The organism is Puniceibacterium antarcticum (genome assembly GCF_002760615.1).
In the GTDB taxonomy this organism is placed as follows: Bacteria; Pseudomonadota; Alphaproteobacteria; order Rhodobacterales; family Rhodobacteraceae; genus Puniceibacterium; species Puniceibacterium antarcticum.
This window is the reverse complement of the sequence record NZ_AWWI01000042.1, coordinates 25,608-39,441: the sequence shown is the minus strand read 5'-3', so window position 1 is coordinate 39,441 and position 13,834 is coordinate 25,608. Positions and strand designations below refer to the sequence as shown.

The 13,834-nt window shown below is 59.4% G+C and carries 14 protein-coding genes and 1 pseudogene; 7 read left to right on the top strand and 8 right to left on the bottom strand.

Annotated features, from left to right (window positions below; genetic code table 11):
• Positions 1-74 precede the first annotated feature (74 nt).
• Positions 75-263, bottom strand: a complete 189-nt coding sequence (locus P775_RS04665) for a hypothetical protein (protein WP_099909874.1) — start codon at positions 261-263, stop codon at positions 75-77.
• 12 nt (positions 264-275) lie between these two features.
• Between P775_RS04665 and P775_RS04660 the strand changes: the two genes are divergently transcribed.
• Positions 276-668 (top strand): hypothetical protein, encoded by a 393-nt coding sequence (locus tag P775_RS04660; protein ID WP_099909873.1) that lies wholly within the window; start codon positions 276-278, stop codon positions 666-668.
• A 63-nt stretch (positions 669-731) separates the two neighbouring features.
• Here the strand turns inward: P775_RS04660 and P775_RS04655 are convergent, their stop codons facing one another.
• On the bottom strand, positions 732-1,172 hold the full coding sequence (locus P775_RS04655) for a hypothetical protein (RefSeq protein ID WP_099909872.1): 441 nt from the start codon (positions 1,170-1,172) through the stop codon (positions 732-734).
• A gap of 238 nt (positions 1,173-1,410) precedes the next feature.
• Positions 1,411-1,815 carry a winged helix-turn-helix transcriptional regulator gene (locus P775_RS04650; RefSeq protein ID WP_099909871.1) on the bottom strand — a complete coding sequence of 135 codons (405 nt, stop codon included), beginning with the start codon at positions 1,813-1,815 and terminating at the stop codon, positions 1,411-1,413.
• 104 nt (positions 1,816-1,919) lie between these two features.
• Here P775_RS04650 and P775_RS04645 point away from each other — a divergent pair, with 104 nt between their 5' ends.
• Positions 1,920-2,987 carry an SDR family oxidoreductase gene (locus tag P775_RS04645; protein WP_099909870.1) on the top strand — a complete coding sequence of 356 codons (1,068 nt, stop codon included), beginning with the start codon at positions 1,920-1,922 and terminating at the stop codon, positions 2,985-2,987.
• A 344-nt stretch (positions 2,988-3,331) separates the two neighbouring features.
• Here the strand turns inward: P775_RS04645 and P775_RS04640 are convergent.
• Positions 3,332-4,207 (bottom strand): annotated as a pseudogene (locus P775_RS04640) (IS5 family transposase); the annotation flags it as partial.
• Between the two features lie 360 nt (positions 4,208-4,567).
• On the opposite strand from P775_RS04640, the gene aroE reads away from it, so the two are divergent.
• A complete protein-coding gene (gene aroE / locus P775_RS04630) occupies positions 4,568-5,665 on the top strand; it encodes a shikimate dehydrogenase (RefSeq protein ID WP_099909868.1) in 1,098 nt (365 codons plus the stop codon).
• Between the two features lie 84 nt (positions 5,666-5,749).
• Here the strand turns inward: aroE and folD are convergent, their stop codons facing one another.
• Complete coding sequence (gene folD / locus P775_RS04625) at positions 5,750-6,652, bottom strand: bifunctional methylenetetrahydrofolate dehydrogenase/methenyltetrahydrofolate cyclohydrolase FolD (RefSeq protein ID WP_099909867.1); 903 nt, start codon at positions 6,650-6,652, stop codon at positions 5,750-5,752.
• A 120-nt stretch (positions 6,653-6,772) separates the two neighbouring features.
• The gene (locus tag P775_RS04620; protein ID WP_099909866.1) at positions 6,773-8,449 is read right to left on the bottom strand and encodes a formate--tetrahydrofolate ligase; all 1,677 of its coding nucleotides are present in this window, start codon (positions 8,447-8,449) and stop codon (positions 6,773-6,775) included.
• 259 nt (positions 8,450-8,708) lie between these two features.
• Between P775_RS04620 and P775_RS04615 the strand changes: the two genes are divergently transcribed.
• Positions 8,709-9,341 carry a LuxR C-terminal-related transcriptional regulator gene (locus P775_RS04615; protein WP_099909865.1) on the top strand — a complete coding sequence of 211 codons (633 nt, stop codon included), beginning with the start codon at positions 8,709-8,711 and terminating at the stop codon, positions 9,339-9,341.
• Positions 9,342-9,375: 34 nt separating this feature from the next.
• On the opposite strand, the gene bfr is transcribed toward P775_RS04615, so the two are convergent.
• Both bfr and P775_RS04605 read right to left on the bottom strand, forming a co-directional pair.
• On the bottom strand, positions 9,376-9,861 hold the full coding sequence (gene bfr / locus P775_RS04610; protein ID WP_099909864.1) for a bacterioferritin: 486 nt from the start codon (positions 9,859-9,861) through the stop codon (positions 9,376-9,378).
• Positions 9,836-10,102 (bottom strand): (2Fe-2S)-binding protein, encoded by a 267-nt coding sequence (locus tag P775_RS04605; RefSeq protein ID WP_099909863.1) that lies wholly within the window; start codon positions 10,100-10,102, stop codon positions 9,836-9,838. The genes bfr and P775_RS04605 overlap by 26 nt, the downstream gene beginning before the upstream one ends.
• A 339-nt stretch (positions 10,103-10,441) precedes the next feature.
• On the opposite strand from P775_RS04605, the gene P775_RS04600 reads away from it, so the two are divergent.
• The 3 genes from P775_RS04600 to P775_RS04590 are packed head-to-tail and all read left to right on the top strand — an operon-like array spanning position 10,442 to position 13,823.
• Positions 10,442-11,638: an aminotransferase class V-fold PLP-dependent enzyme gene (locus tag P775_RS04600; RefSeq protein WP_099909862.1), complete on the top strand. Its 1,197-nt coding sequence runs from the start codon at positions 10,442-10,444 to the stop codon at positions 11,636-11,638.
• A gap of 39 nt (positions 11,639-11,677) precedes the next feature.
• Positions 11,678-12,622, top strand: a complete 945-nt coding sequence (locus tag P775_RS04595) for an HpcH/HpaI aldolase/citrate lyase family protein (RefSeq protein ID WP_099909861.1) — start codon at positions 11,678-11,680, stop codon at positions 12,620-12,622.
• A 22-nt stretch (positions 12,623-12,644) separates the two neighbouring features.
• Entirely contained in the window at positions 12,645-13,823 is a 1,179-nt protein-coding gene (locus P775_RS04590) for a malate--CoA ligase subunit beta (protein ID WP_099909860.1), read from the top strand.
• Positions 13,824-13,834 lie beyond the last annotated feature (11 nt).

Here is a 13,834-nt window from a genome sequence, read left to right as displayed (position 1 = left end):
CTGGGCCCTTGTGTTGTTGGCGTCTAAGCTTGCACAGGGGCGTTCTATTGGCAGAGGCAGTTCGAAGCGCCCGGCTATTCGGTGAAGGAGATCGCGTGCAATAGGTCAAACCCTTCGTCAAGCATCAGAAGAACGATCAGAATGATGCTGATGCCATCTGCACCGCCCTGATGCTGCCAAATATGAAGTTCGTGCCGACCAATACAGAAGAACAACAAGACATTCAGGCCGTGCAACGCGGACGACGCCGCCTCGTTGATCACAGGACCGCACTCATGAGCCAAATGCGAGGCCTGCTGTTGGACCGCGGTATATCAATCACCCTTTCGATCAGACGGGCGCGCAATGCCATCCCGCAGATTCTTGAGGATCATGCCAACGGGCTGAGCGCAGTGAGCGGAAAGATCATTGGCGACCCGTTCAACTTTTTGGGGCAAATCAACGAGCGCATCACGGCCATCGGCCGCCGGTTCGTACGCATCTGCGGTGTCGCCCCAAAGAAAGCGACAGCTGTGGGCCAAGGCCAAGAGTTCACGACCGGCCTGCATCTGGCCGCGTCACGCTGCGAGCGTGCCTTTGGCACAGCGATGGAGCTGTTCCACGACAGCACCCGATCGGCGACAAGAGGCTGTTCATGGGGTTCAGCAAACGCGCAGACAGACACCTGAGAACCCTGTTGATCCGCTGTGGCCGACCAGTGGTCCGTGTCTCACAGCGAAAGACCAACCCGTTCAGTCAATCAATGGATCACTCCGGTCCAGAAGTAAAAACTGGGCGTCAAAGCTCTGCAATACTACCCGTGATTGTCTCCTACGAAAGCTTCCTAGTGTGGTGCGAACAGTTCGGGAACACAAATTACAGCAAAGATCTGGCGCGACTGTCCTGCCGCGGCCGACAAGTGGCACCACCACGACATTCTCCTCTCTGTCCGTTGCTAGATCCACTGGCTCTGGCAGGTCTTGGATGCGAACGGTGACTTGCTGGAAATCCTGGTACAACGGCGCAAGCACGCCCATGCCAAACGTTTTGGTGGAGAAAAGCTGCGCTGCTGCGGTATCGCCGACCAAGACCTTCGCGCCGGCGCCGTACACCGCTCCCACAAAGGCTTGAACAACCGGGCTGAAAGGCCGCGACGAGAAACGATCAATGGTCGTTTCAAATATCGACGCCAAGCCCAGCGATTTTCAGCCGTTCAAGAAAAAACCACAACGTTGTTTCATTCGGAGCGCCACTCCCCTTTCTGCAACATTCTACCGCCACGCCTGGGCTCACGATCTCAGCCCTTGGACAGGAGATGTCCGAAGCAATAACCCCATAGTCGCAACATCGTTTTTGGTCAGGGCTCACGCGAACAAGGGGATAAAGCCGTTTGCAGAACTCGCATCATCGCTATATCCGATGCCAACCCCACTAAGCGTCATGCTCGCTTTGCGACAGAACTGTGCTCCGTGTCCGGCGGGCGCCTTCCCGGGGCTGAAGGGCATCCAGCGCATCGGCATTGTCGCGCCCCCAGTCATAGACCAGATCCACGAGGCCCACGAACCGATGGCCAAGCGGCGTCAGCCGATAAGTCACGGCGGGCGGTACGGTGCTGTCGATATGACGGTCGAGCAGCCCGCCGGTTTCCATATCGCGCAGAGTCTGCACGAACATCTTCTTGGACACGCCCGGCAGGCTGCGGTGCAACGCGCCGCTGCGCGCCGCACCCTTGTGGCGGGCGTTCAGGGTGTGCAGAATCATGCTGGTCCATTTGGTCGCAAAGATCTCTAACACGCGGCGCGGCGCACAATCCTCGCGCCAGTCATCATCCTGCATGGTGGTCTCCTTAAGGTAACTACGTTCCGCTTTGGTGCCGTCTAGCGAAATGCGGCCCGGCTGGCTAGGTGCCTGTCATAGATTGAAGCGACAGGAGAATTCCTATGACAAAGACAGCACTCGTCGTCGGCGCGTCCGGCATCCAGGGCAGCGCCATCGCGGCCAAACTGGTCGAGGACGGCTGGACCGTTCTGGGCCTAGCCCGCAGCCCGCAGGAGCAGGAGGGGGTTACACACGTTGCCGCAGACCTGCTGAACCCCGAGGGATTGGCGCTGGCCCTCGAAGGGCTCAAACCGACCCATGTTTTCCTGACCACCTGGCTGCGTCAGGCCACCGAGGCCGAGAACATCCGCGTCAACGGCACCATGATCCGCAACCTGCTGGACGCCGTTCGCCCGGCTGGCAGCGTGGAGCATGTCGCCCTTGTGACCGGGCTCAAGCATTACCTCGGGCCGTTCGAGGCCTATGGCAAGGGCACGCTGCCAAAGACGCCGTTCCGCGAAAATCAGGGCCGGATGGATGTCGCAAACTTCTATTATGCGCAAGAGGATGAGGTCTTTGCCGCCGCCACCCGCGACGGTTTCGGCTACAGCATCCATCGCCCACACACGGTCATCGGCAAGGCGGTCGGCAATGCGATGAACATGGGCACCACGCTGGCCGTCTATGCCGAGCTTTGCAAGGCGACGGGGCGGCCGTTCCGGTTTCCGGGATCGCGGGTGCAATGGGAGTCGCTGACCGACATGACCGATGCGCGCCAGCTGGCAGCGCAGGTGATCTGGGCCTCGACCACCCCGGCGGCACGCAACGAAGACTTCAACATCGTCAATGGTGATGTCTTTCGCTGGAACTGGATGTGGCACCGGATCGGGGACTACTTCGGTGTGGAGGTCGAAGAGTTCGACGGTGTGGAACGCCCGCTGGAAGAGCAGATGAAAGAGGATGCCCCGGTCTGGGCGGAGATCGCCAAAAAGCATGGTCTTGCCGAAAGTGAGCTGTCGCGACTGGCGTCACCGTGGCACACGGACGCCGATCTGGGCCGCCCGATCGAAGTTGTCACCGACATGAGCAAGAGCCGCGCGATGGGGTTCACGGGGTATGTCGCGACGGACAGGGCCTTCTTTGATCTGTTCGATCGCCTGCGCGTCGACGGGATCATTCCAAAGACGTAACATTCTGGCTGACCTGTGCCAAATACGTTGGCGACCCGAACGCTGTACCCATAGCAACGACACGCTGTCCTATTTTGAGAGTTCAGCGTGTCGTCTTCAGGTGCATAATCTTAGGACATCGCGATACCTGGAAACAGGATCGTCAACTTGCAGTCAGAATGGGCAGTCGCTCTCCGGCGCGAAAGGTCAGACCGCACCGCGTTCGGGTGTGATCTTGGCCCAAATCGCAAGTGCGTCTGATCTGGCGGGACGGCATGAAACTGCGAAAAAGCATGTCTGGACTGTGTAGCGACTCTGTTGCGCAAATCAGCTGACGAACGGTTCCCCCCTTTCCCCAGACGGATTTACCCCACGGCTTTCGTGACAGGGATGCCAAGAGCGGTGTAGCCGTTCAGGATCGCGATGCGCACCTGAACCTCCGCGACCTGGCGGTCGAAGCCCCGTGCCATCAGGCGTTGGCCGAGTAGTTTAACGCAGTGCATCTTTGTCTCGACGCAACTCCGGCGGTGGTATCCGCTCCAGTTTCGCCAGAGTGCTCGACACAGATATCTTGATGCGCGGAGTGCGTCGTTCCTGGCGATGGCGCCGGCAGTGGTTGGCTTCCATGGCTGGGCATTTCTGCGTGGCGGTATCACCGCAGAGGCTCCACGATCGGCCCCTCTCATGCATGTAAAAATGCACTGCCGGGCGGTGGATGGCGTTATGGCATCGGCGCGTGTCGTATGCGCCATCCGCGGTCACGCTGCCAATCTCCTGATCGTGCGGGATCTGGTTGAGCAGATGAGGCAACATCGGGGCATCCCCGGTGTTGCTGCCCGTGATCTCCCCTCTCGGCAGATTTGCTATGCAAATCGCCTGCCGGGCAATGGACGGGTCTGATTTCCAGCGTTCGCTCGTCGATACCAATGTGGATCTTGCGCCAGACACGCCGTTTGCAGCCGCCATACTTGCGGGCGTTCCATTTGCCTTCTCCTTCGACCTTGAAGCCAGTGCTGTCCGCCGCCAGGCAGGGTATTGCGCAGCAATGCCCGAGAGGGGATCAGAAGGTGCAGTGGGCCGTTCGCGCCGCGATACGGAATGTTGACCGCAAGCGTCCTTTGACGGCGGCAGATGGTGCTAAAGTCAGGGACGTCCCAATTGAGTCCCGTCAGCCGCAGCAGGCTTTCCACAAAGCCCGTAGTCTGACGCAGGGCCATCCCGAACAGCACCTTCATCGTCAAGAGTGCATGTTTGCTGACAGCAAAACAAAGGGGCTAAACCTCGAGGATACGAGGATGGAACTCTCCAAAAAGTTGAGCCTTCTGATGGAGGTCTGCGCGATCGCTCTCGCCATGGCATGTCACACAGCTTCCAGGCTCATGGGGTCAAAATACCCCGCCCGGAAGAAGCATGGGTACTGTTCAAAGTCGTGGTTCAGAACTGGTTTCGATGAACTGCGCCGCCGCCTTCGCACAAACCACACTCCCCTGATCACAGGCAAAAAATACGCCATCAGAAAACGCTTCAGACCGAGAGTTGCGTAGTGTGCGGTTTGCTCATGAGGGCCAGCTACCACACTGGATTCACGACATGAATCCCTCTTGTATTTGTGCAACACAGCCATTCAGACCCCGTCGCATCAATGCGGCACGGTACGGATGGGCGATGACCCCGCGACCTCGGCGCTCAATGCCCTGTGTCGTGCCCATGACCATCCGAACCTTTACGTGGTGGATGCGGGGTTCTTTGCGTCTTCTGCCGCGCTCAACCCTGCCTTGACCATCGCAGCCCAGGCGCTGAGGGTCGGGGCGCATCTGCGCGACACACGCGCCGCCTCAACTACAAGGACCAATCATATGAACTTTCTCCTGCCCCTCACCGGATCCTTTGCACAACCTGCCGCCGAAAACCCGACGGTTGCCATGATCGAGGCTGCTTTTGCGCACCATGGCCTTGACTGGCGCTATATCAATGTCGAGGTCGCGCCTGATGATCTGGGTGATGCGGTGCGCGGCGCGCGGGCCATGGGCTGGCGCGGGTTCAACTGTTCCATCCCGCATAAGGTCGCGGTGATCGACCATCTGGACGGGCTGGGAAAATCGGCGGAAATCATCGGCGCGGTCAACACCATCGTGCGCGACGGTGACCGGCTGATCGGCGAGAATACAGATGGGCGCGGCTTTGTCGCGGCCCTAAGCGAAGTGGTGGACCCAAAGGGCAAATCTGTTGTGTTGTTTGGGGCGGGCGGGGCCGCGCGCGCCGTGGCAGTGGAAATGGCCCTTGCCGGGGTCGCGCGGATCACCGTCGTCAACCGCAGCGCGAAGCGTGGGCAGGCGGTCGTGGACCTTCTCAACGATCAAACCCCGACGCAGGCGGAATATGCCCCTTGGACGCAGACATTTTCTGTGCCGCAGGACACCGACATCGTGATCCATGCAACCTCGGTCGGGCTCTATCCGGATGTGGAGGCCATGCCCGATATCGACACTGACAGCCTGACACCGGCAATGGTGGTGGCCGACGGCATCCACAATCCGCCCCTGACCCGTCTGCTCCAAGCCGCAGAGGCGCGCGGCTGTCAGACCGTGGACGGGCTGGGCATGCTGGTGCAGCAAGGCGTGATCGGCATCAAATACTGGACAGGCGTAGAGGCTGACCCGCAGGTGATGCGGCAGGCGCTTCTGGACCTAGACCTATAGCCGATCTAACGCACCGACTTTGACATTCGTCGAACTGAACACGCCCGCCAAAGGATTTCCGGCAGGCGCTGACTGATCGCTGGCTCAGGCAGTCAGCCCCTCAGGCTCTGCCAACCCGTTGGCGCGGCAGCAGGCGGTGACCGTGTTCGCCAGCAGACAGGCGATGGTCATCGGACCGACACCGCCCGGCACCGGCGTGATTGCCCCGGCCACCTCTGCGCAGGATGCGTAATCGACATCGCCGACAAGCCGGGTCTTGCCCTCACCCAGATCAGGAGCGTCTATGCGGTTTATGCCCACGTCGATCACCGTTGCGCCCGGCTTGATCCAGTCCCCAGGCACCATCTGGGGCCGACCTACGGCGGCAACGACGATATCGGCGCGCCGTACCACATCGGCCAGATCTTTGGTGCGCGAATGCGCGATGGTCACCGTGCAGCTGTCATTCAGCAAAAGCTGCGCCATAGGCTTGCCCACGATGTTCGACCGGCCCAGCACCACGGCATTCAGCCCCGACAAGGACCCGAGATGATCGCGCAGCATCATCAGCGAGCCGAGCGGCGTGCAGGGCACCATGGATTTCTGCCCGGTGCCCAGAAGGCCGACGTTCGAGATGTGGAAGCCGTCCACATCCTTGGCCGGGTCGATCGAATTGATCACCAGATCGGAATCCAGATGTTTCGGCAGCGGCAACTGCACAAGAATGCCATGCACCGCCGGATCCTTGTTCAGCTTGTCCACCACGGCCAGCAGATCCGCCTCGGACGTATCGGCATCCAGCTTGTGTTCATAGGAATTCATGCCGACCTCGACGGTCATCTTGCCCTTTGATCGCACGTAAACCTGGCTTGCCGGATCCTCACCCACCAGCACCACGGCCAGTCCAGGCGTGATCCCATGTTTGTCTTTCAGCGTGGTCACATGCACGGCAACCTGTTCACGCACTTTCGCGGCAAAAGCCTTGCCATCAATCACTGTCGCGGTCATCGGATCTCCAGTTCGTCACAAGCGGGGGACAGGGCGTAGTCACCCTACCCTGCTCTGGGTCAAAATTATCCTCCGGGGGCAGCGCCGCCTGGGCGCTCTGCTCCTGTCAGAGGATTCGTATCAAAACAGCCCTTCGATAAGGCCCTCATCGTTCAGCCGGATCGATTCAGACGCGGGCACACGCGGCAGGCCCGGCATGGTCATGATCTCTCCGCAGATCGCCACGACAAAGCCCGCGCCCGCAGACAGCCGCACTTCACGCACAGGCAGGGTAAACCCCCTCGGTGCGCCACGCTGGGTCGGATCGGTGGTAAAGGAATATTGCGTCTTGGCGATGCAGATCGGCAAATGGCCATAGCCCTGCTCTTCCCATTCCTTCAGCTGTGCGCGGATCTTGCCATCAGCTTCGACACCGTCGGCGTGATAGATGTTCTTGGCGATGCTTTCGATCTTTTCGAACAGCGGCATCTCGTCTGGATAAAGCGTCTTGAAGCGGGACACCCCAGAATCGGCCAGGTCCGCGACCTTCTGCGCCATCTCCTCGATCCCGGCGCCGCCATCGGCCCAGTGCTTGCACAATACAGCCTCGGCGCCCTGCTCGGCGACATACTCTTTCACCGCCTGCACCTCGGCCTCGGAATCTCCGGCGAAGTGGTTTATCGCCACCAGCACCGGCACGCCAAAGCCTTGGATATTGGCAATGTGCTGGCCAAGGTTCGGACAACCCGCCTTGACTGCCGCGATATTCTCGGCCCCCAGATCGCCCTTTGCCACGCCGCCGTTCATCTTCATCGCGCGCACGGTTGCAACAATCACAACGGCATCCGGGGACAGCCCGGCCTTGCGGCATTTGATATTCAGAAACTTCTCGGCACCCAGATCAGCCCCAAAGCCTGCCTCGGTCACCACATAATCTGCCAGCTTTAGCGCGGTGGTCGTCGCGATTACCGAATTGCAGCCATGGGCGATATTCGCAAACGGGCCGCCATGCACAAAGGCCGGGTTGTTTTCCAGCGTCTGCACGAGGTTCGGCTGCATCGCGTCCTTGAGCAACACGGTCATCGCGCCGTCGGCCTTGATGTCGCGGGCATAAACCGGCGCCTTGTCGCGGGTATAGGCCACAATCATGTCGCCCAGCCGTTTTTCCAGATCTGCCAGATCTTTGGCCAGACACAGGATCGCCATGACTTCAGACGCGACGGTGATGTCAAATCCGGTTTCACGCGGGAACCCGTTCGCCACACCACCGAGGGACGTAACGACATTGCGCAGCGCACGATCGTTCATGTCCAGCACGCGCCGCCAGACAACCCGCCGCAGGTCGATGTCCAACGTATTGCCCCAATAAATATGGTTGTCGATCATCGCACTCAGCAGATTGTGCGCGCTGGTGATCGCGTGAAAATCGCCAGTGAAGTGCAGATTCATCTCTTCCATCGGCACAACCTGCGCATATCCGCCGCCGGCGGCCCCACCCTTCATGCCGAAATTCGGCCCCAGGCTGGCTTCGCGGATGCAGATACAGGCCTTCTTACCGATCCGGTTCAGACCGTCCCCCAGCCCCACCGTGGTCGTCGTCTTGCCCTCGCCCGCCGGGGTCGGGTTGATCGCGGTCACGAGGATCAGCTTGCCATTCTGGCGGCCCTGAACCGAGGTGATAAATTCCTGGCTGATCTTTGCCTTGTCATGGCCATAAGGCAGCATGTCCTCGGCACCGATACCAAGCTTGGCACCAATTTCCTGAATCGGACGCTTCGAAGCCTCACGGGCGATCTGGATATCTGTCTTGTGGCTCATGATTTTCCCTCCCAAGTCACTGGCAACCCCAAGCGACTGCCACGGATCATAGTGCCGGGGCAACTAGACAGTAGACTGAATTGCCGTTTCGCGACGAGATTTCGTCCTGCCGGAAAAGTCTCCCTACCCGGTCGGGCGGGACATAAAATTGCGCACCGATGAACGCAGCCGAAAGAATAGGTAGACACGCATACAGCTGTCGGGTCTGCTTTGCGGAGCGATGAAAAAAAATATTCGCCATGGGGACGGGAGGAGAACCATGCAGAATCCGCCGGGTGGGGTGGAGGCCCAGATCCGGGTCGTCCTTGCCGAACCAAATCCCCTTGTCGTCTCGGCCCTTGGCATGTGCTTCAAGGGAGATCCGCGATTCCGCCTGGTGACCAGCACGGAAAGCGGCGCCTATGTCCTTGCGATGGCCGAAGAAGACACGGATGTTGTCGTGCTGTCTTGGCAACTCTCCGATATGGGCGCGCCGGATGTTCTGCGCGCGCTGAAGGCACGGCAAAGCCGCATGCGCACAACGATTTTTTCCAACAACCGCGATCTGGGCCATGTGCGTCAGGCGGTCAGACTGGGCGCTTTGGGCTATTGCTATCAGTTCGACGATCCTTCGGTCCTGTTCGACACGCTGCATGCGGTCGCCAACGGGCGACTCTGTGTGCCCTATATAGATGTCACTCAGATCAACGACACGCCTTTGTCTCAGCTAACGGTTCGGGAACGTGAATTACTGGCTGTGCTGGCACGAGGCTGGACAAATCAGCAGATCGCCAACCGGACAGGCATTTCTGAAAACACGGTGAAATATCATCTCAAGAATCTCTATGACAAGCTGGGCGTGCGCAACCGCGCGATGGCCGTGGCTGTCTATTCGCGCGAGGCCGAAGATTGACTGCCCCGCGCTTTTGAAATGAACCCGAAGTGGCTTACTCGGCCTCGTCCATCTTGGACGCGTTGAGCTGGGCGTATTTCGCCTCGCCGATCTTGGAAAACAGATCAAGCTGCGTTTCGAGAAAGTCGATGTGACCTTCCTCGTCCGTCATGAGCTCTTCGAACAGGTTCTTGGTCACAAAATCACCGACGGATTCGGCGTATTTACGGGCTTCCATATACAGCGCACGCGCCTCCTGCTCGGCGGCAAGATCGCATTCCAGCGTCTCTTTCGGGTTCTGTCCGATGCGCAGCGGGTCAAGTTTCTGCAGATTGGGATGACCGCCCAGAAACAGGATCCGCGCGATCAGCTTGTCCGCGTGGTTCATTTCTTCGATGCTCTCTTCGCGGGATTTCTTGGCCATGTGGCCCAAACCCCAGTCTTCCTGCAAGCGGTAGTGCAGCCAATACTGGCTGACTGCCGTCAGCTCGCTGCGCAGGGCCGAGTTGAGATACTCAATAACTTTCGTGTCGCCGTTCATTACGGAATTCCTGTGTTTTTGACCCTCTCAGATTACGCAGTTCAACTGGAACTTGCAAACTTTTGCTAGAGCGCATGACAGACAGGAAAATTGGCATGCAACCGCCACAATCCGCCGATTTCCCCAAGGCCCGGTACACCTTGCCCGGGGTGATGATCGTCTTGTCATCAGCAGCACGCATCCATTCGACGGCTCTCAGAATATCGTGGTCCGAGATGTTCTTGCAGTGGCATACGATCATGAGGGCAGGATCCCGTGCAGTGTCAGTTCGGATTGTCCACCAGATGGTGGGCAGATGTCCTCAAAGTTGGATTTGCAGACCCTGCGAGGAATACCTTACTTATTCGATCAGATATGTCAAACGTGCAATCTCTCTGGCCGGGATCATTTTGTCACCACTGCGTGAACGTCCTGCCTCAACTTGCATCGCGACATTTCCCGCAACCGTCGTCCTATCCCCAACGGGTAGGCTTAAACCCCTCCCCAAGACGTGCTTTCCTATCCTGCAAGGTGTTCTGGCTGAGCACGCCCGCTGCCATCCTTCCCTCAGAAAATGCATTTCCGTAGGGAGGAAACACCAATGGCCGGTTTCAATCATCTCTTCATCCCGGGTCCGACCAATATGCCCGAGCAAGTCCGCATGGCGATGAACGTCAGCATGCAGGATATGCGCGCCCCGGATTTTCCCGATTTCACCAAGCCGCTTTTCGAAAAAGTCCGGCGCGTGTTCAAGAACACAACCGGCCGTGTCTTCCTCTATCCCTCCTCCGGCACCGGTGCCTGGGAGGCGGCAATCCAGAACACACTATCCCCGGGTGACAAAGTTCTGATGAGCCGCTTTGGCCAGTTCTCACATCTCTGGGTCGACATGGCACAACGTCTTGGTCTGGATGTAGAGGTGTTCGATTGCGAATGGGGCGAAGGCGTCCCAGTCGAAAAATATGCAGAGCGTCTGAAGGCCGATACCAGTCACGAGATCAAGGCCGTCTTCGCCACCCATAACGAAACTGCAACCGGCGTAAGCTCCGACATCAAAGGCGTGCGCGCCGCGCTTGACGCCGCCAACCATCCGGCCCTGCTGATGGTCGATGGCGTGTCCTCCATCGGGTCAATCGAATTTGATCAGGATGCCTGGGGCGTGGACTGTGCCGTTTCGGGGTCACAAAAGGGATTTATGCTGCCCGCCGGTCTGGGCATCCTGTCGGTCAGCAAATGGGCGCTTGAGGCGCATAAACATGCGGAATTCCCGCGTACCTTCTTCAGTTTCGACGATATGATCGCGACCAACGATCAGGGCTATTTCCCCTACACACCGGCGACCCAGCTGCTCAAGGGTCTCGATGTGTCTTGCGACATGATCCACAAGGAAGGTCTGGAAAACATCTGGGCGCGCCATCACCGTCTTGCCTCCGGGGTGCGCGCGGCGGTGGATGCCTGGGGCCTCAAGCTCTGCGCGAAAGAAACCAAGTGGCATTCCGACACCGTAAGCGCGATCCTGGTGCCCGAAGGGTTCGATGCCCGCGACGTGATCTCGACCGGATACAGCAAATACAACACCTCGTTCGGCACGGGACTGTCCAAGGTCATGGGCCGCGTGTTCCGAATCGGTCACCTCGGCTGGCTGAACGAAGGCATGGTCAGCACGGCTCTGTCGGTTGCGGAAATGTCAATGATCGACGTCGGCATGAACATCAAGGCCGGGTCCGGCGTTGGCGCCGCCATCGAACACTTCACCAGCACCCAGGCGAAATCCGGCAAGGCTATCGCGGCCGAGTGATCGGAGCGATCCATTGACCAACAGGAAAGACCACAGAAAATGAGCCATACAGTACACGGTATGCGCGTCGCCCGGTTGCAGCGCTCGACCCTCGCGGTGCCTGCTTCAAACGTTGCGATGATCCAGAAGGCGGCGGACAGCAATGCCGATGTCGTCTTCCTCGACCTCGAAGATGCAGTCGCGCCGAATGACAAGGAACAGGCGCGCAAGAACTGCATCGAGGCGCTGAACGACATCGACTGGAAGGGCAAGAACAAGGTCACCTCGGTGCGCATCAATGGTCTCGACACCCATTATATGTATCGCGACGTGGTGGATGTGATGGAACAGGCGGGCTCCAAGCTCGATGTAATCCTGATCCCAAAGGTTGGCCTGCCCGCTGACGTCTACATGGTCGAAGCCATGTGCAACCAGATCGAGATGGCAATGGGCTACAAGCGCAAGGTCGGGCTAGAGGCGCTGATCGAAACCCCCCTCGGCATGGCCAATGTCGAAGCACTTGCAGCAGCCCCGTCCCGGCTCGAGGCGATGCATTTCGGCGTGGCCGACTATGCCGCCTTCCACAAGGCACGCACAGTCAACATCGGCGGTCTGAACCCGAACTATCCGGGCGACCAGTGGCACGCCGCCCTGTCGCGCATGACCACCGCCTGTCGCGCCTATGGGTTGCGCCCCATCGACGGACCGTTTGGGGATTTCAGCGATCCCGACGGCTTCCGCGATGCCTGCAAACGCGGCGCGGCGCTGGGGATCGAAGGCAAATGGGCCATCCACCCCAGCCAGATCGACATGGCGAACGAGGAGTACTCGCCCACCGACGCCGAGGTGCAGCGCGCCGAACGTATCCTTGTCGCGCTGAAAGAGGCGGCAGAACAGGGCAAGGGCGCGGCCAGCCTCGACGGCAAGATGATCGACGCCGCGTCGGAGAAGATGGCGAACAACGTGCTTGCCGTCCAGAAGGTGCTCAAGGCGCGCGCAGCATAACCGGATTAAGGGAGGACTTAAGATGGATATCCATGAATATCAGGCCAAGGAATTGCTGGCCACGCACGGCATCCGCATGCCCCGTGGCGGCCTAGCCTACAGCCCCGAACAGGCCGCCTACCGTGCGACCGAGATTGGTGGAGAAGCCTGGGTCGTCAAGGCGCAGGTCCATTCCGGCGCTCGGGGCAAGGCCGGCGGGATCGTGCTGTGCCGCAATGACAAGGAGGTGGCAGCGGCAGCTGAAAAGCTGCTGGGCCAGAAGCTGGTCACACACCAGACCGGCCCCGCAGGCAAGCTGATCAACCGGCTCTACATCGAAGAAACCGTGCCGATCGAGCGTGAACTCTATCTGGGCTTCGTCCTCGACCGCAAGGAAGAGCGGATCATGATTGTCGCCTCGTCCTCTGGCGGGATGGAGATCGAACAGATCGCCGAGGAAGAGCCTGACAGCCTCGTCCGTGCCTCGGTCGATCCCGGCCTCGGCATGCGCGAATTTCAGGCGCGCGAGATCGCATTTGGTCTGGGTCTGGACGGCGCACTGATCGGCAAGGCGGTCGATACGATCCTTGGCTGCTACCGGGTGTTTCGCGACTTTGATGCCTCCATGCTCGAAATCAACCCGCTGGTTGTCTCCAAGGGCGAGGTGATCGCGCTGGATGCCAAGATGTCGTTTGACGAAAACGCCCTGTTCCGGCGCCCGGAAATCTCAGAACTGCGCGACAAGTCGCAAGAGGACCCGCGTGAAACCTTCGCCTCGGATCGCGGTCTGTCCTATGTCGGCCTTGATGGTGATATCGGCTGCATCATCAACGGTGCCGGCCTTGCCATGGCGACGCTCGACATGATCAAGATCGAAGGCGGCGAACCGGCCAATTTCCTCGACATCGGCGGCGGTGCATCCCCTGAACGGGTGGCAAAAAGCTTCCGTGCGGTACTGCAGGACAAAAACGTCAAGGTGATCCTCGTGAACATCTTCGCCGGCATCAATCGCTGCGACTGGGTGGCCGAGGGCGTCGTGAAGGCCATCGAAGAGGTCGGCGTTGACATGCCCCTGATCGTGCGTCTGTCCGGCACCAAGGTGGATGAGGGCAAGGCCATCCTGCGCGAAAAGGCGCCCCATGTCATCACAGCCGATACGCTGAAAGACGCCGCTGTCGCTGCCGTCGCTGCCCTGAAATCCACGCAACGCAACGCAGCCTGAGGGGGAAATAC